The 23,833-nt window shown below is 49.5% G+C and carries 13 protein-coding genes and 1 tRNA gene; 8 read left to right on the top strand and 6 right to left on the bottom strand.

Annotation, left to right across the window (positions count from 1 at the left end; translation table 11 throughout):
- Positions 1 to 93: 93 nt before the first annotated feature.
- The 6 genes from QZ311_RS04340 (at position 94) to QZ311_RS04315 (ending at position 13,923) form a co-directional block, all read left to right on the top strand.
- On the top strand, positions 94 to 1,497 hold the full coding sequence (locus QZ311_RS04340) for a glycoside hydrolase family 140 protein (RefSeq protein ID WP_297064672.1): 1,404 nt from the start codon (positions 94 to 96) through the stop codon (positions 1,495 to 1,497).
- Between the two features lie 39 nt (positions 1,498 to 1,536).
- Positions 1,537 to 5,442 (top strand): family 78 glycoside hydrolase catalytic domain, encoded by a 3,906-nt coding sequence (locus tag QZ311_RS04335; protein WP_297064460.1) that lies wholly within the window; start codon positions 1,537 to 1,539, stop codon positions 5,440 to 5,442.
- A gap of 73 nt (positions 5,443 to 5,515) precedes the next feature.
- Positions 5,516 to 6,475 (top strand): glycoside hydrolase family 43 protein, encoded by a 960-nt coding sequence (locus QZ311_RS04330; protein ID WP_297064456.1) that lies wholly within the window; start codon positions 5,516 to 5,518, stop codon positions 6,473 to 6,475.
- The gene (locus QZ311_RS04325) at positions 6,472 to 9,795 is read left to right on the top strand and encodes a glycosyl hydrolase family 65 protein (RefSeq protein ID WP_297064453.1); all 3,324 of its coding nucleotides are present in this window, start codon (positions 6,472 to 6,474) and stop codon (positions 9,793 to 9,795) included. Before QZ311_RS04330 ends, QZ311_RS04325 begins: the two co-directional genes overlap by 4 nt.
- 21 nt (positions 9,796 to 9,816) lie before the next feature.
- The gene (locus tag QZ311_RS04320; protein ID WP_297064450.1) at positions 9,817 to 12,579 is read left to right on the top strand and encodes an alpha-L-rhamnosidase; all 2,763 of its coding nucleotides are present in this window, start codon (positions 9,817 to 9,819) and stop codon (positions 12,577 to 12,579) included.
- A 3-nt stretch (positions 12,580 to 12,582) separates the two neighbouring features.
- Positions 12,583 to 13,923 (top strand): hypothetical protein, encoded by a 1,341-nt coding sequence (locus tag QZ311_RS04315; protein WP_297064447.1) that lies wholly within the window; start codon positions 12,583 to 12,585, stop codon positions 13,921 to 13,923.
- A gap of 99 nt (positions 13,924 to 14,022) precedes the next feature.
- Here QZ311_RS04315 and QZ311_RS04310 read toward each other — a convergent pair whose 3' ends face one another.
- The 4 genes from QZ311_RS04310 to QZ311_RS04295 form a co-directional block, all read right to left on the bottom strand.
- Complete coding sequence (locus tag QZ311_RS04310) at positions 14,023 to 14,580, bottom strand: YhcH/YjgK/YiaL family protein (protein ID WP_297064444.1); 558 nt, start codon at positions 14,578 to 14,580, stop codon at positions 14,023 to 14,025.
- A gap of 210 nt (positions 14,581 to 14,790) precedes the next feature.
- Positions 14,791 to 16,842, bottom strand: coding sequence for an alpha amylase C-terminal domain-containing protein (locus tag QZ311_RS04305; protein WP_297064441.1), 2,052 nt, complete (start codon positions 16,840 to 16,842; stop codon positions 14,791 to 14,793).
- Positions 16,843 to 17,030: 188 nt separating this feature from the next.
- Positions 17,031 to 18,374 carry a sodium-dependent transporter gene (locus QZ311_RS04300; RefSeq protein ID WP_297064438.1) on the bottom strand — a complete coding sequence of 448 codons (1,344 nt, stop codon included), beginning with the start codon at positions 18,372 to 18,374 and terminating at the stop codon, positions 17,031 to 17,033.
- A gap of 280 nt (positions 18,375 to 18,654) precedes the next feature.
- Positions 18,655 to 19,971, bottom strand: coding sequence for a glycosyl hydrolase family 28 protein (locus QZ311_RS04295; RefSeq protein WP_297064435.1), 1,317 nt, complete (start codon positions 19,969 to 19,971; stop codon positions 18,655 to 18,657).
- Between the two features lie 505 nt (positions 19,972 to 20,476).
- On the opposite strand from QZ311_RS04295, the gene QZ311_RS04290 reads away from it, so the two are divergent.
- Positions 20,477 to 20,563: transfer RNA gene (locus QZ311_RS04290), tRNA-Ser, on the top strand.
- 242 nt (positions 20,564 to 20,805) lie between these two features.
- Here QZ311_RS04290 and QZ311_RS04285 read toward each other — a convergent pair.
- Both QZ311_RS04285 and QZ311_RS04280 read right to left on the bottom strand, forming a co-directional pair.
- Positions 20,806 to 21,513 (bottom strand): response regulator transcription factor, encoded by a 708-nt coding sequence (locus QZ311_RS04285; protein ID WP_297064432.1) that lies wholly within the window; start codon positions 21,511 to 21,513, stop codon positions 20,806 to 20,808.
- Positions 21,510 to 22,841, bottom strand: coding sequence for a HAMP domain-containing sensor histidine kinase (locus tag QZ311_RS04280; RefSeq protein WP_297064430.1), 1,332 nt, complete (start codon positions 22,839 to 22,841; stop codon positions 21,510 to 21,512). The genes QZ311_RS04285 and QZ311_RS04280 overlap by 4 nt, the downstream gene beginning before the upstream one ends.
- A 113-nt stretch (positions 22,842 to 22,954) precedes the next feature.
- On the opposite strand from QZ311_RS04280, the gene QZ311_RS04275 reads away from it, so the two are divergent.
- Positions 22,955 to 23,737 (top strand): hypothetical protein, encoded by a 783-nt coding sequence (locus QZ311_RS04275; RefSeq protein WP_297064427.1) that lies wholly within the window; start codon positions 22,955 to 22,957, stop codon positions 23,735 to 23,737.
- The last annotated feature ends 96 nt before the right edge of the window (positions 23,738 to 23,833 follow it).

Here is a 23,833-nt window from a genome sequence, read left to right as displayed (position 1 = left end):
CTCAATCATCAATTGAATAATCTAAAATAACGAATAATAAACCAGCGAATCATGAAAAAATTAAGCTTATTCATCTGTCTCTTCATTGCGGCAATGTCAAGCGTTTATGCACAGGACCCCGTGAAGAAAGTCTATAAGCCTTGGGACAATGGAAAATTACGTGTCTCCGACAACGGTACTTATCTTCAGCATGAAAACGGCACTCCTTTCTTTTGGATGGGAGAGACCGGTTGGCTTCTGCCCGAACGTCTTGACCGCTCCGAAGCTTCCTACTATCTGAACGGTTGCCGTGAAGCAGGCTACAATGTGGTGCAGGTGCAGACCATCAACGGTGTGCCTGCAATCAATTTCTACGGACAACTTTCGAATCCTGACGGCTGGGACTTCTCTGAAATCAACAAGAAGGGTGTCTACGGCTACTGGGATCACATGGACTATATAATCAAGCAGGCCGAAAATCAGGGTATCTATATCGCGATGGTTCCCATCTGGGGCGGTCTCGTGAAAGCCGGACTCATGAGCGTTGACGATGCCAAGGCATACGGAAAGTTCCTCGCCGAGCGCTACAAGGATTCTCCTAACATCATCTGGGTGATGGGTGGCGATGTCAAGGGCGACATCAATCCTGACCAGTGGAATGCAATGGCCCGTACAATCAAGTCGATTGACAAGAACCATCTCATGAGCTATCATCCTTTCGGTCGTACATCGTCAATCAACTGGTTTCATAATGCCGAATGGCTTGATTTCAACATGTTCCAGAGCGGTCACCGCCGTTATGACCAAGTGCGTGGTGACGGCGACGACACCGCACAGGCAGCACAGGCCGAGGACAACTGGCGTTATGTCGAAGCAGGTCTTGCCATGAAGCCCCGCAAACCTATCTTTGATGCCGAGCCGTCCTATGAAGAGATTCCCCATGGTCTCCATGATCCCTCACAGCCTTGGTGGAAAGCCCCCGATGTACGTCGTTATGCCTACTGGGCTGTTTTCGCAGGTGCTTTCGGCCATACATACGGCCACAACTCTATCATGCAGATGCTCAAGCCTGCCAATGTCGGTGGCTATGGTGCTACCAAGACTTGGTATGAAGGAATGAAAGACCCCGGTTTCAATCAGATGAAGCATCTCAAGAATCTTATTCTTGCCTTCCCGTTCTTCGAACGTGTCCCCGACCAGAGCATTATCGCCGGTGAGAACGGAACTCGCTACGACCGTCTCATAGCCACCCGGGGCAATGACTATCTCCTTGTCTACAACTACACCAACCGCCCGATGGAAATCGATTTCACCAAGATTTCAGGAAAGAAGAAAAACGCATGGTGGTATGATCCGAAAGACGGCGCACTTGAATATATCGGCGAGTTTGACAGCAAGGTCATACCTTTCCAGTATGACGGTGGTCACGGCGCAGGCAATGACCGTGTGCTTATCGCAGTGGATGCCGACAAGAACTATATCGGCAAGGATTGGAAAAAACTTCCCACCAAGTATTAATCCACTGCATATTCACGTTATCAACAATACGTTTTCATTATGATGCATCGGATTTCAACCCTGCTTCTTGCACTACTAATCGTCACAGGAGTCAGCGCAGGTGTGAATGTCGGTTCGCTGACAACAGAGGGGCTTGTCGGCCCGCTCAATGTCGAGACGCCCAATCCGCGTCTGAGCTGGATAATCACATCGTCTGACCGTGATGTGATGCAGACTGCCTATCATATCCTCGTAGCCTCTTCTCCCGAAAAACTTGCAGCCGGGCAGGGAGACATCTGGGATTCAGGCAAAGTTTCTTCCGACCGTTCGGTGTGGGTCGAATATAACGGCCCGAAACTTGCTGACAATACCCGCTGTTACTGGAAGGTCAAAGTATCGACCACTCGTGGCGAATCTCCATGGAGTCCTCAGGCAGAGTGGGGGATGGGTATTGTCGGCGAAGGTCACTGGGGCGGACGCTGGATCGGATGGGAAGGCCCGTTCGAGTGGGACATCGAAGATTCCCACAGCCGCATGAGTTCCCGCTATCTCCGCAAGGAGTTCAACAGCGAGAAGAAGGAAATCAAGCGTGCCACAGTCCACATCTCCGGTCTCGGTCTCTATGAACTCTATATCAACGGTCAGAAAGTTGGCGACGACGTGCTTGCTCCTGCCCCGACTGACTATCGCCGGACAACTCTCTATAATTCCTACGATGTCACTGACCTTCTCAAAGGCAACGGTGAGGCAAACGCCGTCGGCGTGACTCTCGGCAACGGACGTTTCTACACCATGCGTCAGAACTATAAGCCCTACAAGATTCCTACGTTCGGCTATCCGAAGATGCGCATGAACATGGTCATCGAGTATGCCGACGGAACGAAGCAGCGTGTCAACAGCGATGAGAAGTGGAGTCTGACCGCCGAAGGTCCTATCAGGAGCAACAATGAATATGACGGAGAAGTCTACGATGCCCGTCTTGAACTCGGCGACTGGACCAAACCCGGCTATGACGATTCGAAATGGTTGAAGGCTCAGCGTGCGGAGCTTCCTTTCGGAACGCTCCGTGGCAACACTGCCCCCAACATGAAGGTCATGAAGACGCTCCAACCGAAGAGCGTTCGCAAACTCGGTGACCGCTACATGGTGGACTTCGGTCAGAATATGGCCGGATGGGTCAAGATCGCCTTGGCAGGCGTGGCTAAGGGCGACACCGTAGTTATCCGCTATTCCGAACGCATCTCGCCTGACAGCACACAGCTTGATGTCGAAAATCTCCGCCATGCGCAGAGCACTGACCGCTATATTGCCAATGGCTCTGAAAATGGCGTGAAATGGAGTCCGAAATTCTCTTACCACGGTTTCCAGTTCGTTGAGGTTACAGGTGTCAAAAATCTCAAGCCCGAAGATATCGTGGCAGAGTTCGTTTACGACGCTCTTCCCGACAACGGCTCTTTTGCCAGCTCGAACAAGACAATGAATGCCATCCACCGTAATGCTTGGTGGGGTATAGCCAGCAACTACAAGGGTGTGCCGGTTGACTGTCCGCAGCGCGACGAGCGCCAGCCGTGGACAGGCGACCACAACATGGGGACATGGGGCGAAAATTTCCTTTTCGACAACGCCACCATGTATGCCAAGTGGATGGATGACATGCGCGAATCTCAGAGAGAGGACGGATGTCTGCCTGACATTGCTCCGGCATTCTACAACTACTACACTTCCGACATGACATGGTCGTCCACGCTGCCCGTCGTGTCAGACATGATTTATGAACAGACCGGTAATCCTCAGCCTATCATCCGCAATTATGCTGCGATGAAGAAGTGGATGAACCATATCAGGACCGATTTTACAAATAAGGATGGTCTTATCACAGCCGATAAGTATGGCGACTGGTGTGTTCCGCCTGAAAAACTCGACATGATCCATAGTCAGGATCCGGCCCGCAAGACGGACGGGACTCTGATTGCTTCCGCTTATTATTATAAGATGTGTCAGCTGATGGCTAAGTTTGCCCGCATGCAGGGCCTCGATTCCGAGGCTGCCGCGTGGGAGAGCGATGCCGATAAAGTAAAGGAGGCTTTCAACAAGCAGTTCCTGACTGTCAAGAAAGGCACATCGCCAGTAAAGACCCCTCACATCCTCTATCCGGACAGCATTTTCTACGGTAACAATACAGCGACAGCCAATGTGCTTCCGCTCGCATTTGACATGGTCCCCGCAGAATATCGTCAGCCTGTGGCCGATAATCTTATTAAGACAATCATCGAGACCAACAAGGGACATATCTCGACCGGTGTCATCGGTGTCAACTGGCTCATGCGCGAGCTTTCACGAATAGGGCGCGGCGATGTCGCAGCGATGCTCGCATCCAACACTTCCTATCCGAGCTACGGCTATGAGATTTCGAAAGGAGCAACCACTATCTGGGAGCTTTGGAACGGCGACACCGCAAGCCGTCGCATGAACAGTAATAACCATGTCATGATGCTCGGCGACCATCTGAACTGGTATTATCAGGATCTTGCCGGTTTCAATCCTGCCAAACCTGGCTATAAGGAGATTCTTCTCAAACCCGACTTCTCGATTCAGCAGCTCGACAGTGTGAACGCGTCATACCGCACACCTTACGGTCTGCTTGCGAGCCGCTGGGTCAAGACCCCGATGCACATCGAGTGGCGTGTCGAGATTCCGTGCAACACCACGGCTGTCCTCTGCGTCCCCACTCCCGACAAGAAAGCCGTCAAAGCTCCGGGTGCGAAGTATATGCGTTCCGAAGGCCGTAATTCATACTGGAGCGTGGGCTCGGGCGTGTATAATCTTGATATAAAGGTCGATCCTTCAATCGGCGACAAGCGCAAAGGGATTCTCAACGATGAGTTCCTTTACGAAACAACCTCATTCCCTGAATGTCACGGCGCTACTATCGTCGAGCTTGACAACGGCGATCTCGTGGCTTCGTTCTTTGGCGGAACTAAGGAGCGCAATCCCGATTGCGTCATCTGGGTGTGTCGTAAACCTAAGGGGGCTACCGAATGGAGCGAACCGATGATTGCCGCCGATGGCGTTTTCGACCTCAATGACCCGAATATCAAGCTTGCAGGTCTCTCAGGCATCAACGCCGAGACAACTCCTGCCACCGCAGGTCCTGTCGGCCCGCATTTCAAGGGCGACATTGCCAATGCCCGCCGTAAGGCATGCTGGAATCCGGTGCTTTTCCAGATTCCCGGTGAGAAAGAGCTGATGTTGTTCTACAAGATTGGTTCGAGCGTTGGTGACTGGACAGGATGGGTGGTCCGTTCGACCGACGGAGGAAAGACATGGAGCGACCGCGAGCCGCTTCCCGAAGGCATCCTCGGTCCGATCAAGAATAAGCCTGAATATATCAATGGCCGTATCATCTCGCCAAGCAGCCGCGAAGGCAAGGGCTGGCGTGCATGGATTGAAATCAGCGATGACAAAGGCAAGACATGGCATACGGCCGGGGCACTTCCCTCGGATTCGGCGATACGCACAGACCGCACTGAACCCGAACCCATCTATGCCATTCAGCCGAGCATCCTGCGTCATTCCGACGGACGATTGCAGATTCTTTGCCGCACACGCAACTCAAAGATTGCGACAAGCTGGAGCAGCGACAACGGCGACACTTGGACTCCGGTCACACTCATCGACATGCCTAACAATAATTCAGGCACTGATGCTGTGACGCTTAAGGATGGACGCCATGTGCTTATCTACAACGATTTCGCAACTCTTAAGGGAACGCCGAAGGGTGTCCGCAATCCTCTTTGCGTAGCCGTCTCAGACGATGGAATCCATTGGGAAAATGTCATGACGCTTGAAGACAGCCCTGTCAGCCAGTATTCCTATCCGAGCATCATACAGGGTAAGGACGGCAAGCTTCATGCAATCTATACATGGCGTCGTCAGCGCGTGAAATACGCACGGCTTGAGTTATAAAAACATTACAAAAAACTACAATAATCACTCGTAGGGACGCGGTGACACCGCGTCCCTACAGAATTTAACCATCATGAAAATATTTGCAGCAGCTATAGCGACCGTCGGGATTGGACTCGGCCTCTATTCATGCAATTCGGGTGCAAACAAGACTGAAACTCAGCCCGAAGACCAACTATATATGTTTACATCCTTCCATGAACCCGCCGACGAAGGTCTTCGCTTCCTTTACAGCGAGGACGGCATACACTGGGACAGCATCGCGGGCACATGGCTCAAACCTGAAATCGGCATGAACATCATGCGCGACCCCTCGATTGTCGTAGGTCCTGACAGCACCTATCATCTTGTGTGGACAATCGCGTGGAAGGGTGATACCGGATTCGGTTACGCAAGTTCGAAAGACCTCGTCAACTGGAGTGAGCAGCGCCGCATTCCCGCGATGGATTCGATTGCGTCAACCCAGAATCTGTGGGCGCCTGAACTTTTCTATGACGATGTCAAGGATCAGTTCATGATCATATATGCTTCATGTGTTGTCGATGCAGGATTTGATGTCGGAATCGAGGACGAGAAGAACAACCATCGTCTCTATTACGTCACCACAAAAGATTTCAACACATTCTCCGAGCCTAAACTTTTCTATGACCCGGGATTCAGCTGCATCGATGCCACACTCGTGAAACGTGGTGATGATGACTACGTAATGGTGGTCAAGGATAACACCCGTCCAAACCGCAACATCAAGGTGGCTTTTGCCAAGTCGGCTGAAGGACCTTATTCTCCGGCCTCAGAACCTTTCACCGAGTCATTCACCGAAGGACCATCGGTTGCAAAAGTCGGAGATGACTACTATATCTATTACGATACTTACAGAAAATTCATCTACAGCGCCCACAAGACAAAGGACTTTGTGACCTTTACCGATGTCACTGACAGTGTGAGCGTTCCCAAGGACCACAAGCACGGCACTATATTCCGCGCTCCGCGTTCAGTAGTCAAAAACCTTATTGAAGCAAGCAATAAAAAATGAAGCTGACAAAATTAGTACTCGTATCAGCCGCCTGTCTGACAGCCTTCGGACTCACAGCTGAGGAACGCATACATTATACAGGCACAAAGCTTTCGAATCCCAACCGCCACGACGGAGCTCTTTCGCCGGCAGTAGGTGTGCATAATATTCAGACAATGCGTGCCAACCGTCGCTATGACCTCTATTCGCCAAACGATAACGGCTGGACCTACAATCATCAGCCGATGATGGCCTATTGGAACGGTAAGTTCTACATGCACTATCTTTCCAATCCGGTCGACGAGCATGTCGGTGGAGGGCGTACTCTGCTCCAGACATCCGAGGATGGTTACAACTGGAGCGCACCCAAGATTCTTTTCCCTGTCTATCCCGTCCCCGACGGTTTTAAGAAGGAGGGAATTGAGAATGTGGCTTCTGGTCAGGATGCAGTCATGCACCAGCGTGTCGGATTTTATGTATCGAAATCCGGCCGTCTGCTTGCAATCGGCAACTACGGCATCGCCCTTCATCACAAGGATGACCCCAACGACGGCAACGGAATCGGACGTGTGGTCCGCGAGATTTATAAGGACGGTTCGTTCGGCCCGATTTATTTTATCTACTACAATCACGACTTCAACGAGAACAACACAAATTATCCCAACTATAAGAAGAGCAAGGACAAGGGTTTTCGTGAGGCATGCGAGGAAATCATCGCTAACCCGCTCTATCGTATGCAGTGGGTTGAGGAGGCCGACCGCAATGACCCGCTGATTCCTCTTGCAAAGCCCTACAAGGCGTTCTGCTGGTACACTCTTCCCAACGGCGACATCGCGTCGCTTTGGAAACACGCCCTTACCTCAATAAGCAAGGATGGCGGCAACACGTGGGCCGAGCCGGTGGAGCGTGCGAAGGGATTTGTCAACAGCAATGCAAAAATCTGGGGTCAGAAGCTTAGCGACGGCACATATGCCACCGTCTACAATCCTTCGGAATTCCGTTGGCCGCTCGCCATTTCTCTCAGTTCCGACGGCCTTGACTACACAACCCTGAATCTCGTTCATGGTGAAGTGCCTCCCATGCGCTATGCCGGACAATACAAATCGTTCGGCCCGCAATATGTGCGAGGTATTCAGGAAGGCAACGGCACTCCTCCCGACGGAGACCTTTGGGTGACCTACAGTGTCGGTAAAGAAGACATGTGGGTGGCTCGCGTCCCAGTTCCTGTCGAGATTGTGGCAACCGGACATGCCGATGAGAATTTCGGAGATTTCAAATCGCTCTCTGATCTCACGATGTGGAATATCTATTCACCTGTATGGGCCCCTGTCTCGCTTCAGGAGAAAGAAGGCAAAACGTGGCTGACTCTTGCGGACAAAGACCCGTTTGACATTTCGAAAGTGGAACGCAAAATTCCGCCGACACGTGAGCTTACAGTCGAATTCGACCTTATGGCCGATCAGAATGACCACGGTAATCTGCTCATTGAGTTTGTTGACGACGAGGGTACGGCCTGTGCGCGTCTCGACCTTACTCCGGAAGGCGAATTCCGTTCGAAGGGTGGCGCTCGCTATGGTAAAATTCTTAACTACGAACCCGGAAAGCCCTATCATGTGAAGGTTGACCTGTCGCTCAACAACCGCAATTCGACAGTCTATGTCAACGGTGAGAAGAAGGCTACACGAATGCTTTTCGCTCCTGTCAAGGAGGTTGAGCGTGTGGTCTTCCGTACAGGCGTTCACTCGAACTTCCCCAACGTCGACACCGAGGCCGACCAGCACAATGATATGCCACGCGCCAACGATGTGGACAAGGAGGCTGTCTATCGTATCGCCAACTTCAAGAGCTCGTCGCGCGACATCGACGGGACTGCTTCAGTGCTTAAATATAATGACTTCTCTCATCATGCCGACTATTTCAACGGCATGGAGGACGAGAATATCGCTCAGGCAATCCCCAATTCGGAATCATCGGAGTGGATGAAGGAAAACATTCCTTTGTTTGAGTGCCCCGACGAGGATATGGAGGAGATGTACTACTATCGCTGGTGGACTCTGCGCAAGCACATCAAGGATACCCCTGTTGGCTATGGAATGACGGAATTCCTTGTTGACCGTAGCTATGCCGACAAATATAACCTGATTGCATGTGCCATCGGCCATCATATCTATGAAAGCCGCTGGTTGCGCGACCGGAAATATCTCGACGGAATCATCAATACATGGTATCACGGCAACGACGGTCAGCCTATGGCCAAGATGATGAAGTTCAGCTCGTGGAATCCCGATGCTATCTATAACCGCTATCTTGTCAACGGTGATTTCGAAGCACTTGCGAAGATGTATCCCGACCTGAAGGCTGAATATGCCCGCTGGGAGGAACAGCACCGTCTGCCCAACGGACTTTACTGGCAGGGCGATGTGCAGGACGGCATGGAGGAGAGCATCAGCGGCGGCCGCAAGAAGAAATATGCCCGTCCGACCATCAACTCCTATATGTATGGCAACGCCAAGGCTCTCGCCGCCATCGCCGGAAAGCTTGGCAAGAAGGATGAACAGGAACTTTACGAAAAGAAAGCCGAGGAAATTAAAAATCTCGTGCAGTCACGTCTGTGGAACAAGGACCATGCCTTCTTTGAGACAGTCAGAGGCGACACCTGTGCGCAGGCACGTGAGGCCATCGGCTATATTCCTTGGTATTTCAATCTCCCCGACAAGGGTAAATATGACGAAGCTTGGCTTCAGCTCAATGATGAGGGCGGTTTCTCAGCTCCTTACGGTCTTACGACAGCCGAGCGCCGTCACCCTGAATTCCGCACACGCGGTGTGGGCAAATGTGAGTGGGACGGTGCAATCTGGCCGTTTGCTTCTGCCCAGACTCTGACCGCGCTCGCCAACTATCTTAATACCGAGGAGAATCCTGCCGTGACCGACAGCACTTATTTCGTACAGATGAAGCGCTATGTTGAGTCGCAGCATCATCGTGGCCGTCCTTATATCGGTGAGTATCTCGATGAGGTGACAGGTTATTGGCTGAAGGGTGATCAGGAACGTAGCCGTTACTATAATCATTCGACATTCAACGACCTTGTAATCACAGGTCTCGTAGGTCTTCGTCCCCGCAATGACAACACCATTGAGGTGAATCCTCTTGTGCCCGATGGAGAATGGGACTGGTTCTGCCTCGACAATGTTCCATATCATGGCCGCAATGTGACCATTCTTTGGGATAAGGACGGACAGCGCTACCACAAGGGCAGCGGTCTGCGTGTCTATGTCGACGGTAAGGAGGTTGGCCACACATCCAAGCTCGAACGTCTCGTCTGCAAGGATGTGCTCTAATAATCATTAATTCGGAATTATATGAAGCGAATACTTTATATAGCAATCCTTCTGCTTGCCTCGCTCCCGATAAGGGCTATAGAGGTAGGCAGGATGACATGCGAGATGACTGACAGACCGCTTGCTGTCGACACCGACACTCCGCGTTTCGGCTGGCAGCTCAAAGGCGATAACGGCACGATGCAGTCGGCCTATCAGTTGGAAATCTTCACCCTCAACGGCAAGAAAACAGCTAAGGTCTGGAATTCGGGCAAAGTCAAATCAGGGCAGAGCCAGCTAATCGCTTATGCCGGCCCGAAGCTCGAACCGATGACTCGCTACTATTGGCGCGTGAAGGTCTGGGATGAAAAGGGTAAGGCTTCTGCATGGAGCGCTCCGGCTGAGTTCCGGATAGCCCCGGATGCCAAATTTCTCGACGGTAAGTGGATTGGTGCTGTCAGCTATGAGCAGGCCAATCTGCCCGAGGGACGTAACTACACTTACGACAAATGGAAGAAGCCTGAAATAAAAGAAGCTTGGGAGCGTGTCGACTCGATGGCATCGCGCAGCATTGTTCTCCGCACAGAGTTCGATTTGCCGAAAAAGATTGCCGATGCTACCGTCTATGTCTGCGGTCTCGGCCACTACGAACTGTCGCTCAACGGCGAGAAGGTCGGCGACGGTGAATTCACACCGCTCTGGAGTGACTATGACAAGACTGTCTACTATAACACCTATGATGTCACCGACATGCTCCATTCCGGAGAGAATGCAATGGGTGTGTTGCTTGGCAATGGTTTCTTCAATGTCGTGCGCGGTAACCGCTACAGCAAACTTCAGATCGGTTTCGGACCTGAGACGCTGTGGGTAAAAATGCTTGTGCGCTACACCGACGGTTCGTCAGAAGTCATAGAGACAGGCGATGATTGGAAATATGACCTCAGTCCCATTACGTTCCATTCGATGTATGGCGGAGAGGACTATGACGCCCGTCTCGAACAGCCTGGATGGGATAAGGCCGGGTTTGACGACAGCAAGTGGCAGCCCGTAGTGATGCAGCGTGCCCCTAAAGGCCGTCTCACACCGCAACTCGCCCCTCCGGTGAAGATTATGGAGCGTTTTGCCGTGAAAAGCCGTCATAAACTGACTGCTGAGGAGATAGAGAAGGGAACGAAGGCCACAAAGCGCACCATCGATTCCTCTGCTATCCTTCTCGATATGGGGCAGAATCTTGCCGGATTCCCTGAAATCACGCTTAAGGGCAAGCCGGGTCAGAAGGTTACAATGATTGTCAGTGAAAGTATCACTGACGACAATGCCGCCAATCAGCGACAGACGGGACGTCAGCATTACTACACCTATATACTTCGCAGCGACAAGCCGGAAACGTGGCATCCGCGTTTCTCATACTACGGTTTCCGCTACATACAGGTTGAGGGTGCGGTCTTTGCCGGAGAACCGAATCCTGAGGGCTTGCCTGAAATTGAGGACATCAAATCATGTTTCATCTACAACTCGGCTGCTGAAGGCGGAGAGTTTGAATGTTCGAGCGAAGTTCTGACAGCCGCACACCGTCTGATCCGCAATGCGGTCAGAAGCAATATGCAGTCGGTGTTCACTGACTGTCCGCACCGCGAGAAACTCGGATGGCTTGAACAGGTTCATCTCAACGGCCCGGGTCTTTTGTATAACTATGACCTTACGTCGTATTATCCAAAAGTGCTCCGCGATATAGCAGACAGCCAGAGGGCCGACGGCATGGTCCCCACTGTCGCTCCGCAATATGTTGTGTTTGAAGGTCCCGGCATGGATGATTTCGCCGAGTCGCCCGAATGGGGTGCGACACTGGTCATTGCGCCGTGGATGTATTATGAAGCCTATGGCGATGACAGCCTTATCCGTAAGTATTATCCCAACATGCTTGCCTATGTCGACTATCTCGGTACTCGTGCTGACGGTAATCTGATTGACTTCGGTCTCGGCGACTGGTATGACTACGGAGATTTCCGTGCGGGATTCTCGCGTAACACGCCCATAGGTCTTGTTGCGTCGGCTCATTACTATATGGACCTTCTTCACGTCATCAAGGCTGCCGAACTGCTCGGCAAGAAGGATGATGCGGCGCGCTATCAGGCTGTGGCCGACAAAGTGCGCGATGCGTTCAATAAGAAGTATTTTGACCCGGCTACTTCTGACTACGGTACTGGCAGCCAGACCTCAAACGCCCTCCCGCTTTTCCTCGATATGATCCCGGAAGGCAGGAAGCAGGCTGTGCTTGATAACCTCGTCGGCGACATCCGAGAACACGGAGTGCGCCTGACCACCGGCGATGTCGGCAACCGTTATCTATTCCGTGCGCTTGCCGACAACGGTCTTGACTCGATAATGTATCGCATGCACAATCATTACGATGCTCCCGGCTACGGTTTCCAGCTCCAGTTCGGAGCTACTACACTCACCGAGCAGTGGGATCCGCGTCAGGGTTCATCGTGGAATCACTTCATGATGGGACAGATTGACGAATGGCTTTTCCGTTCGCTTGCCGGCATCAGGATTGACGAGGCTCGTCCGGGAATGCAGCATCTCATCATCGAGCCATCGGTGGTAGGTGACCTGACAAGTGTCAGCGGCCGCACCGCTACTCTCTATGGCGATGTCGAGGTTCAATGGCGACGCACGGGTGATGATTTCACTCTTGAGCTTTTGCTACCGGCCAATGTCTCGGCTGATGTCATTCTTCCCGGTGATGCGCAGCCCAAGGTTGTTAAATCAGGCAAACATACGTTTTCTTCAAAAATAAAGTAACAGATGAAATCAGCAACTATCATTATCGGCATGGCTCTTGCAGCCATGCCGGCAATGGCTCAGAATAATTATGAGAACCAGTTCAGACGTCCGTTGGGAGAAGTGCTGACTGAGATTAGCGAACGTTTTCATGTCAGATTGAAATATGACATTGATACTACCGGACTTGTGCTTCCGTATGCAGATTCGCGTATCCGTCCCTATTCGGTCGAGGAGTCTCTGACGAATGTCCTCATGCCATTTGACTTTAAGTTCGTTAAGCAGAATGATACGACCTATAAACTGAAACGTTACGAGTATCCGCGCCGGACAGAGGCCGACGGTCGTAAGATGGTCGCATGGCTGACCTCGCTCTATTCCGACAAGGGCTCTTGGGAAGCGCGACGTGACTCCATCCGTCAGGAAGTCCGCGAACTTCTGACGATTGACGATGCGCTCGCACGTCGGGTTGATGCAAAGCCTGTTTTTTCGAAAGTGCGTAAGTTTGACGGATACACCGTCCAGAATTTCTATCTCGAAACTCTGCCCGGACTCTATGTCTGCGGTTCGATTTATGCACCTGCTTCAAAAGGCAAGCATCCGCTGATAATCTGTCCGAACGGGCATTTTGGTAACGGACGTTACAATGACGCACAACAGCAGCGTCTCGCTACGCTTGCACGCATGGGTGCTATCTGTGTCGACTATGACCTTTACGGGTGGGGCGAATCCGCTCTGCAGGTCGGCAGCGAAGGCCATCACAAACCTGAGGCTCATGTCATACAGGCTCTCAACGGAATCTCGATACTCGATTTCATGATTGCTCGCAAGGATGTTGATTCTACCCGGGTGGGTGTCAACGGCGGTTCAGGCGGCGGCTCGCAGTCGGTGCTTCTGTCTGTGCTTGATCCACGCTACACAGCTTCGTGTCCTGTGGTCAGCCTTTCGTCATACTTCGACGGCGGCTGTCCCTGTGAAAGCGGTATGCCGATAATGCGTGCCGGAGGCGGTACGACCAATGCCGAACTTGCAGCCGCCTTCGCTCCACGACCGATGCGCATTGTTTCCGATGGTAAGGACTGGACCAATATTGTCCCTGAAAATGAATATCCCTATCTCCAGCGTGTCTATGGATTTTATGGAGCAAAGGATAAGGTTTCAAACGTCCATCTCCCGACCGAAGGTCATGACTTCGGCCCGAACAAACGCAATGCAGTCTATGACTTTTTCATTGATGTCTTCGGCCTTGACCGTTCGAAACTCGACGAATCGAAGGTGACCATAGAACCGCACGATGCGATGAAGAGCTTCGGTCATGAAGGTGAAAACATGCCTGCCAACGCAATCCGTTATGTAAAGAAGTAGGTTTGCGAAAAAACATATTGTTGTTAAAAAAATACAGGATGACACAGATGTTTCTGATTTCTGTGTCATCCTGTATTTTTATTATGATTTTCAGACGGATTATTCCGCGTATTCGATTTTGCCTACGAGCTTGCGTGAGATGCCGGGATTTTCCGATGCCTTGACTGAGGGCTGGTGAAGGTCTTTCGGGAAATAGAGGAAGAAGCGGTCAGCTCCGGCGGGAACGTATGAAGCGGGGGCGTCGAGAGTATAGAAAGTACGGTCTTTCACCGGGTCATATTCCATAGTCGGGGTAACCTTGTCGGGGTCAGCGAGGCCGTAGAGCTCATCGCCTACGAAAGTGTACTGGAGGTCGATATACTTGCGGTGGTTCTCGGTGCGTGTCTCCTCGATTGACTTCGGGGTGTATTCCTCTGGTACATTGATCCATACACGGCCTTTTTCAAGTTCAATCTTTCCGGGTTCAAGGGTCATAGGGTCGTGCTCGGCAAGGAATTTGAAGAGCTTGTCCCATAGCGGTTTATTACGGTGATACTGGTTTGCGAATTCAACTGCGTCGATGGTTTCGTCGGGATTGACGTTCCATCCGTTTGCCCATTCGCGTGTTTCCATCCACTCGCGGGCCTCTTCCGGGGTCATAACTTTTTCTGTTGACATGGTTGTTGATGATTTATGGAGTTGAAACAATGTTGCATGGTAGCTGCAACTGATTGCAAAATTAGTGAAATGCCACGAATAAAGCAAATTGCATTTCAGAAGTGTCATTCATGCTTCAGGCTGTTGAGAACCGGAAGTATGAACCCGGGGAGATTCCGACAAATTCAGAGTCGGAATCTCTCCGGGTCATTGTTGAGTGTATGTCCTGTCTTATGCTTTAGACTGTTTTTTTCGTGATTTTGGCGGTGTCGCACGACGCAGGCGCAACACCTGAGCAGAACGCGGAGGCAGATAGAGTCGCAGCCATTCTTTGCCTGAAGGAGCGAAAAGCGGGTCGTTCTGAGTCAGATGGCTGACGGTTTCGTCAATGTTGCCATAACCTCCGAATTCAGGATTGTCGGTTGAAAGGACGACGTCATATTCGCCTGCGGGAGCGAGGATGCCGTAGCCTGTAAAGGCCTTGGACGGGTTGAAGTTGAACACAAATGCGAGGTCTCCGCGCATGTAGGCGAGCACTTGGTCGTCGTCTTTCTCCCACAATTTAACCACCGGGAGCGACTGGAAGTTATAGACGCTCGAAATGAGGTGGACCATAGCATTGTCAAAGGCATTGAGCAGGATGTATTTCAGCTCTTTCCTGTCAACAAGATCCCATTGACGGCGCGCATATTTGTAGCTCCAGCCATTGCCTTCGCGCGGGAAGTCAATCCATTCGGGATGGCCGAATTCATTACCCATGAAGTTGAGGTAGCCACCGTTGATAGTCGAGGCGGTGACGAGACGTATCATCTTGTGGAGAGCCATGCCACGGGCAACGACCATGTTGTCGTCGTCGCGCATCATGTGCCAGTACATTTCTTTGTCGATGAGGCGGAAGATGACTGTTTTGTCGCCTACGAGAGCCTGATCGTGGCTTTCGACATACGAGATGGTCTTTTCGTCGGCGCGACGGTTGGTCAGTTCCCAGAAAATCGAGGTCGGATGCCAGTCCTCGTCTTTTTTCTCCTTGAGTATCTTGATCCAGTAATCAGGTATGCCCATTGCCATGCGGTAGTCAAATCCGATTCCGCCATCCTTTATGGGGACTGCAAGACCGGGCATACCGCTCATTTCCTCGGCAATCGTGATTGCGTTGGGATTGATTTTGTGGATGAGTTTGTTGGCGAGCGTGAGATAGGTGATTGCGTTTGTGTCCTGTCCGCCGTTGTAGTAGTCGTCATATCCGCTGAATGCTTGTCCGAGCCCGTGGCTGTAGTAGAGCATTGAGGTCACTCCGTCAAAGCGGAAACCGTCAAAGCGGAATTCCTGAAGCCAGTATTTGCAGTTTGAGAGGAGGAAGTTGATTACGTCGTTTTTCCCATAGTCGAAGCATAGCGAATCCCATGCCGGGTGTTCGCGACGCGAGTCGCCGTAGAAATACTGATTATAGCTGCCGTCGAGCCGGCCAAGACCTTCGACTTCGTTTTTCACCGCATGAGAGTGTACGATGTCCATGATGACGGCGATGCCGAGTTCATGGGCGCGGTCAATGAGGCTTTTCAGTTCCTCGGCTGTTCCGAAACGGCTTGACGGAGCAAAGAAGCTCGACACGTGATATCCGAACGAACCGTAGTAGGGGTGTTCCTGAATGGCCATTATCTGGATTGCATTGTAGCCGTCGGCTGCAATGCGTGGCAGCACGAGGTCGCGGAATTCGGTGTATGTTCCCACACCTTCTTTTTCCTGTGCCATGCCGATGTGGCATTCGTAGATTATAAGCGGGCGCGTATCGGGGCGGAAGCGGCGCACTTTCCATTTATAAGGTTCTGGCGACCATACCTGAGCCGAGAAGACCTTGGTCTGTTCGTCCTGCACCACGCGCGTCGCATAGGCCGGGATTCGTTCGCCTTGTCCTCCGTCCCAGCTGACCATCATCTTGTAGAGGTCGCCATGGTGGATGTCGTTTGGCTTAAGCTTGATTTCCCAGACACCATTTTTCTTTGGCTTGAGGGCATATTTCTTCATGGTCTTCCATTTGGAGAAGTCGCCTATGAGTGTGATTGCTGTTGCGTTGGGCGCCCATTCGCGGAACACCCAGCCTCCGTCGGGAGTGTGGTGGAGACCGAAGAAATTGTGTGCGTTCGCAAAGTCTTCAAGAGTACCGTTCGGTCCGCATAGCTCGGCTTCTTTGTTGAGTGCTTCATTGTGGCGTCCGACGATTACGTCGGTATACGGCTCAAGCCACGGATCGTTTTTAATGATGTTGAGAGTCTTTTTTTTCATGGGGAGAAAAATAGAGATTGTTCCTGCATGCTTCCATCAGGTAAGGTTACGGCATGTCGGGATTGAATATGCTTTACCGATTTAATAAAACCTGCAAGTTGCTTGGTTTGTTTCTACAAACTTAACAATAATTTTCGAATAGTCAGCTATAATCGTCGAATTTTATTTCCGATAGGCCGATGGAAATCTCAGAATAGGCCGTAGATGAACACGAGGCCTATGCAGAGTGGAGCTATATAACGCAGGCATATGATGACGGCTGTGACCATCCACGGTCTGACACCGCTGCGTGGGGTGATGAGTTCATCGCGTATCACACTGCGGTCGAGCACCCATCCGACAAAAATTGAGATGATCATGCCTCCGACCGGCAGGAGAATGTTGGATGAAACATAGTCAAACAGGTTAAATATCGTCATCCCGCATATGGTCCATCCGGAGAGCGAGCCGAATGAGAGGGCACACAGTGTCCCAAAGAGCATTGCGATGGCAATGTTGATTGCCGTGGCTTTCCGACGTGAGAAACCGAACTCGTCGGTCATATAGGCGATGGTGATTTCACTCATAGATATTGTCGATGACAGCGATGCGAGAAAGAGAAGTATGAAAAAGAGTGTGGACCACAGCATTGACCAGGGCATCTGCATGAATATGGAAGGGAGTATCTCGAACACAAGTTTTGGTCCGGCAGCAGGCTCTAAGCCGAATGAAAATACAGCCGGAAAAATGATTATTCCTGCGAGGATTGCTACGAGTGTGTCAAGCGAAGCCATTATTCCGGCTGTGCGCATCAACGGGGTTTCCTTTTTGAAGTAGCTCGAATATGTGATGAGACATCCGAGTCCGAGACTTAGCGAGAAGAAAGCTTGCCCCATTGCTCCAAGCATGACTGACGGTGTGACTTGTGAGAAATCCGGCTTGAAAAGGAAACTCAGACCCTCAGCTGCTGCATCCATGCGGAGAGAGTTGATGCAGAACACAATGAGGATGACAAAAAGCAGTGGCATCATGATGTTTGACATCTTTTCGATCCCTTTCTGTACTCCTCTCGCAAGGATGAAATAGTTTATGGCAAGAAAGGCGAGTGTCCATATGGCGGGTCGGAGGTCGGAAGTGGCGAATGAATCGAACTGGCCGTGCAGCCCGGCTACCGAATTGACTCCTCCGAAGCCGGATATCGACTGGAAGATATATTCAAGCGTCCATCCTGCCACAACTGAGTAGAAACTGAGAATCAGGATTGAGGCCAGCAGTCCGAGATAGCCTACGATTCCCCACGGTTTTCCGGGAGCGAGTTTATGGAATGCTCCGCGGATATTGAGCCCTGTGTGACGGCCGATAATGAATTCGGCGCATACAACCGGCACACCTATTATAAATATGAAAAAGAGGTCAATGAGCAGGAATGCTCCTCCGCCGTGGACTCCTGCCTCGAAAGGGAATCGCCATATGTTGCCGAGTCCTACGGCCGACCCGACTGTGGTCGCTATGACTCCCAGACGGGTCGCAAACTGTGCGCGTTTTTCAGTCATGTTTCAAACTTTGCAAGTTAGACATTTTAGGGTGGTTGAATCCTTGGCGTGACTACACGCTATGATTCAATTTTTACAATAGCGCAAATATAAGGATTCTTTTTTAATGCCGATGGTGAAATATTATAAAAATTTCACCGATAATTTGTAAGGATTACTTTTCAGTATGGTTTATAATTAACAAAAAGCTCAGGATTCGGTATCTGTCAGCAGATTCCTGAATCCTGAGCATTAGCGGTTGTGATTGAGATTTGATTTTTCAGGTGGGATGTAGGGTGGACTACTTGAGAACCACGTTTTCAATCACACAGTTTTCGATGTTCTTGGTGTCGAACGACTTCGAGGGGTCTATAGCCCAGATGTCTTTGAATGTGAAATTTGTAAGCGTGTATTCGTCAATTTTCTTATCCTTATAGAAGTCGCGTGTACATTCGAGCTTGCCGTTTTTGAAAGTGACGTTGTCGACGCCTGATGCCGGCATCGGATCGCGGTCGACTTTATTGAAGAATTGTTTCCAAGTCTGGACTTCGACTGCATTGCGCACGCGTCCGGTAGCTCCGTCAATCAGCACGTTGCGGTATTGCTGAGGGGTATCAGGGCGCATTTTGAAGAGCAATACGTGGTAAGTGTCTTCAAACTTGCAGTCTTTCATTATGACATTTGAGCAGTCCCAAGCCTCGCTGCCGAAAGTCACTCCTGCATTGGTTTTTCCAAAGGTGCAGCGGTTAATGATTACACGACCGACAGGACCGTTTCCGGCAATTGTGTCGACATATGTGCCTTTACCGCCTTTCAGGCAGACACCGTCGTCGTTGACGTTCATATAGCAATTGCTGACAAGCACATCGTTGCACACGTCAAGGTCGATAGCATCGGTGCTCGGGCCTTTGGGATAGCCGTCGGTGGGGGCAAGGATTGTCACACCGATATACTTGATGCGCTCGCAATTATAAAGGTGGTTTGTCCAGAAACCGGAGTTGACCATGCGGATTCCGCTGACAGTGACATCTTTTGAGTTTGAGATATATGCCATTCGCGGACGCAGGGCTTCAAGGTTGGTGCATTTGCGGTTGACTTTGCGGCGAAGCCAGAATTCGTCATAGAAGCGGTGGCCGTTTCCGTCGATTGTGCCTTCGCCTGAAATGGTGAAGCCGTCACATCTGTCGGCATTGACAAGTGCGGCGAAATAGTCGATGGTCTGGCCTTCGAGACGGGTTTTTACAATCTCATAGTTTGTGATAGCGTCGCTTCCTTTCAGCTTGCCACCTTTTTGGATGTGAAGATGAGTTCCGGGTTTGAAGAAAAGAGAACCGCTCAGGAATGTTCCTTCAGGAATGATGATTACTCCGCCTCCTTCACCTGCTGCCTTGTCGATGACAGCCTGTAAAGCCGGGGTCTGGATGATGGTGCTGTCGTTTACCACACCATAGTCGGTTATCACATATTTTTTGCCCAATTTGTCGACCTTCGGGGTTGCCGTATTGTTGAACCATGCGGGGACGGCGCTTCCGTCAGGAAATGTTTTGAATTCAGCACGTGAGTTAACAGCAAAAAGTGAGAATAATGTAAGGGCGATAGCCTTCGTTTTTAAATTCATAAGTTTTCATTTAGAAATAAGTGATGCAAAATTACGAAAAAAAGCGCTTTTTCGATGTATGGTAGCTTTAAGAATCGCACTTTTCAGCTGAAATAAGAGCAAAAAAGATGATTTTATTTGTATGATTGTCATAGGATATTGTCTGTCCTGTACTTTTTTAGTGTATCTAACTTCTTGCGTAGCTGTAATGATATGTCGGGATGTCTCAAGAGCAGATGTTTTTGCATCAGAAAATTGACTCACTAAATTTTAATCGTCTATTGAAGGTCATGTAATAGTCGATATATATCGTAAAAAAAATAAAGGTGGCGATTCGTTTGGTATTCAGTGGGTTTGACTTGTGTTGCTGGTGGAATGATATTTTTTTGCGATAAAAAATCGCAAAAACATTTGGAAGATTCCAATTAAAGCACTAACTTTGCAGTGCTTTTGAGAGAAACGCCTTATGGTGAATGAGGAAAATTTGAAAGCACAGAATTTTAAATAGTTAAAATTCGAAAATATTGGAGAGATGGGTGAGTGGCTGAAACCACCAGTTTGCTAAACTGACGTAGGAGCAATCCTACCACGAGTTCGAATCTCGTTCTCTCCGCTGAGAAGTAGAAGCCTTGTAAACAAAGAGTTTACAAGGCTTTTTTTTGCTTGAAAAAACATCCGGATATAAAGACTGTCGAAATCAGATAGGGCTTATGGCTCGGTCGTTTAGAGAATGGCGCGCTATATTGCAAAGTCGGTGAGAAATAGAGAATTAAAGGACAACGGCTGCACACATATATGTTTTTATGAAATCAAGCATCTTTTGAGTAGCGTTGACAGCACGGATGGACGGGAACTCTATGATTTCTTCGTGAGCATATACCCGATACCACTCTGATTCAACAGTGATATGGAAGTGTCATGGCGAAGATAGAAGCGGAGTTTGTGGATGAATCCGTGAAGAGAGTTTCGGCTGTAAGGGTCGTCACGCTGCCATATAAGTTGCATCATTGTTGAGGCTTCGACTGTCTGGCCGATATTTACAGCGAGTTCCTTTAACAGTTTTGCTTCGATCAATGAAAGTTCGACACTGTCTTTGTCAAGAAATGACAGTGTCTGTGTTGATAAATCCAGAACGTATTTGCCGATTTCAAATTTATGGTCTTCTTCCCGGATGTTTCTGCGCAACAGTGCCTTGATTCGTACTATCAGCTCCAGCATTTTGAACGGTTTCTTGAGATAGTCGTTACCGCCCAGTTCGAATCCCTCAACAATGTCGTCTATGCCGGATTTAGCTGTGAGAAATAACAGCGGTACACTCCGGTTTATCTGTCGGATTTTCCGTCCCATTTCAAATCCGTCCATGCGTGGCATCATGACATCGGCTACTATAAGGTCAGCCCCGTGCTTTGTGAATTTTTGCAGACCATCTTCGCCATTGCATGCTGTCAAGACCTCAAAGCCATCGCGTTGCAATGTCTCCGAGATTATCATTGAGAGTGTTGAGTCATCCTCCACTAATAAAATCCTTGCTGCGCAAACGGTTTTATGATTAATATTGCTCATTGTTTTCTGAATTTTATAGTAAATCTGCTTCCTTTTCCCATTCTGCTTTCAACGCCTATCAACCATCCATGTTTCTCAACAATTGATTTGACATAGAACAGGCCGATGCCATATCCACGGACTTCTGTCGTGTTGCCATGAGGTACACGATAAAATTTGTTGAATATGTCAGGCAACGATTTTTCAGGAATGCCGATGCCGTTGTCGGAGACTGACACCCCGGTTGAATCGGCAGTTATTTTTATTTCCACATTTTCACCTGAGTATTTTATGCTATTGTCAATCAGATTGCTGATGACATTCGAGAAATGAGTCGGATCGGCTTCGACATAGGCATCTTTATGACAAATCAAAGTTATTTCACAATTCTTTTCGGCTCTTAGCTTCTGTTGCTCGATTATGGAGCTGAGAAAAGTCCTCAGGTCAATCATTTCCTTTGACATGGCAAGATGCTTTCTCCGCTCCATGCTCATGGCAAGTATGCTTTCAACCAATCCTGCAAGTTTTGACAGCTGTTCAAGAGATGCCGAAAGATATTTTTTTGTCCGTTCCTCATCATGAGGGTCAGGGAATTGCAGCAACGAATCATTTGCCGCATAGGCTATTGCGATCGGTGTCTTTAGTTCATGCGTCATATTGTTGGTGAAGTCATCTTTCATTTCCTCTATGGTACGAAGCCGTTTTATGACATGAAGAAGATACCAGAATCCGAATGTCAGGACAAGAGCAATCAGGGCGGAGGTAACTATGGCTCCTATCATTTCGCTTAATATGTTTTCAGTCAACGGAGTTATGTAGGCATAATATGTCAATTTTCCATTAACTCTGTATTCTATTTCCCATAAGCCGGAAGGATATTCGAATGTGTCGCCCGGACATGTGACATGGATGTATTCCGGATAGTATCCCGAGAAATTCAGGTCGCGGCGAAAAGCTTCTTCGATTTTGGATATATCGGTTTTTCCAATTCTGTCGGAATAATTGTCATGAAGATGCTGTGCAATTATCGACAAGATTTGCTTGTCAACACGGCGGAAGCCCTGAGAGTAACCCATTTCACGTAATTTTTCAGCACTCATTGTTGTGCCTACATCCGATTTCTGCAAACCGATTTTAATCCATACTACATCATTATCCTCTCCAAGCCCGGCTTCAATTATGCGGTCGACCATTTCTATCTGGTCTGCCCTGCTGAGGCACTGCTCCACATCATTTATATATCGTTCTTTTATTGAATCATATAACTGCACCATGAAAATCACGTTGGCCGCGAATAGCAGCGAAACAAGAATACGGATTGATGTCAGTATTAGCTTAAAGTGTTTCATCTCAGTGCAAATTTATTAAAAATCGGCCAATCCTGATTAGCCCTTGCCGAAAGATTAAGACTAAATAAGGGAGCATAAGGATTGATTAAGACATAACAGGGTAATTTCGCAGCATGAAACATTATATATTTCCATTGATAGTGCTCCCACTTGTTGCGCATGGACAGACCTCCGTGTCCGACTCTGTGGCTGTAAAAGAACTTGGTGAGGTGACCATTGTTGCCGACGCACAGCGCACAAGCGCGACCAAAACAGTCTATATCCCGTCTGCAAACCAGAAGTCGACAGCATCCGGCGGCATTTCGTTGCTTTCGCGGATGAATATTCCGCAATTGAGTGTGAATCCGATTGCAGAAACGGTAAAGACCGTTGACAATCAAGGCGTAAGTCTGTATATCAATTATCATCCTGCAACCGATGAGGATATTAGCGGACTGAATCCGGGTGATGTAAAGCGGGTTGAATACCTTGATTTCCCTGTCGATCCGAGATTTCAGCGTTCACAGCATGTTGTAAATTTCATCACACAATCATATACCTACGGAGGCTACACGAAATTAAATGGTAAAGAGCGATTTATGGTATGCAGTGGCGAGGCTTCATTGTACTCAAAGTTCGCTTGCCGAAAGATGGAGTATGACCTTATGGTATCTGGCGATTATGACTATAATTCCCATATAGGCTCAGTTGCGGATGAAACATACAGGTTGGAGTCGCAGACAATCCGACGTGAGAGCGCTACTGAATCGGCCCGATACCGTCAGCGAGGTTTTTATTCCGCTTTCAGGGCGTCGTGGAACAGAAATGATAAATTCTCATTCAGGAATCTTGTCTCATATCGTCGAATCCATACTCCCAAATATGACACTTCGGGTTTAGTACATGACAAAAATTGAAATCATGCTGTTAAACAGTTAAATTTTAGGTGATTATATTTGCAAAAGTCCCTGAAAATTAGTAATTTAAAGGAAAAGTTTAGCCGCTTTTTCACA

This window comes from uncultured Duncaniella sp. (assembly GCF_910578445.1).
Classification (GTDB): Bacteria; Bacteroidota; Bacteroidia; order Bacteroidales; family Muribaculaceae; genus Duncaniella.
Note: the sequence above shows the minus strand (reverse complement) of the source record. Positions and strands in the feature narration are given on the sequence as shown.

Bases quoted from the DNA above. Each gene is read 5' to 3' on its own strand.
- QZ311_RS04340 (WP_297064672.1), top strand. From the start codon at position 94: ATGTCAAGCGTTTATGCACAGGACCCCGTGAAGAAAGTCTATAAGCCT.
- QZ311_RS04335 (WP_297064460.1), top strand. From the start codon at position 1,537: ATGATGCATCGGATTTCAACCCTGCTTCTTGCACTACTAATCGTCACA.
- QZ311_RS04330 (WP_297064456.1), top strand. From the start codon at position 5,516: ATGAAAATATTTGCAGCAGCTATAGCGACCGTCGGGATTGGACTCGGC.
- QZ311_RS04325 (WP_297064453.1), top strand. From the start codon at position 6,472: ATGAAGCTGACAAAATTAGTACTCGTATCAGCCGCCTGTCTGACAGCC.
- QZ311_RS04320 (WP_297064450.1), top strand. From the start codon at position 9,817: ATGAAGCGAATACTTTATATAGCAATCCTTCTGCTTGCCTCGCTCCCG.
- QZ311_RS04315 (WP_297064447.1), top strand. From the start codon at position 12,583: ATGAAATCAGCAACTATCATTATCGGCATGGCTCTTGCAGCCATGCCG.
- QZ311_RS04310 (WP_297064444.1), bottom strand. From the start codon at position 14,580: ATGTCAACAGAAAAAGTTATGACCCCGGAAGAGGCCCGCGAGTGGATG.
- QZ311_RS04305 (WP_297064441.1), bottom strand. From the start codon at position 16,842: ATGAAAAAAAAGACTCTCAACATCATTAAAAACGATCCGTGGCTTGAG.
- QZ311_RS04300 (WP_297064438.1), bottom strand. From the start codon at position 18,374: ATGACTGAAAAACGCGCACAGTTTGCGACCCGTCTGGGAGTCATAGCG.
- QZ311_RS04295 (WP_297064435.1), bottom strand. From the start codon at position 19,971: ATGAATTTAAAAACGAAGGCTATCGCCCTTACATTATTCTCACTTTTT.
- QZ311_RS04285 (WP_297064432.1), bottom strand. From the start codon at position 21,513: ATGAGCAATATTAATCATAAAACCGTTTGCGCAGCAAGGATTTTATTA.
- QZ311_RS04280 (WP_297064430.1), bottom strand. From the start codon at position 22,841: ATGAAACACTTTAAGCTAATACTGACATCAATCCGTATTCTTGTTTCG.
- QZ311_RS04275 (WP_297064427.1), top strand. From the start codon at position 22,955: ATGAAACATTATATATTTCCATTGATAGTGCTCCCACTTGTTGCGCAT.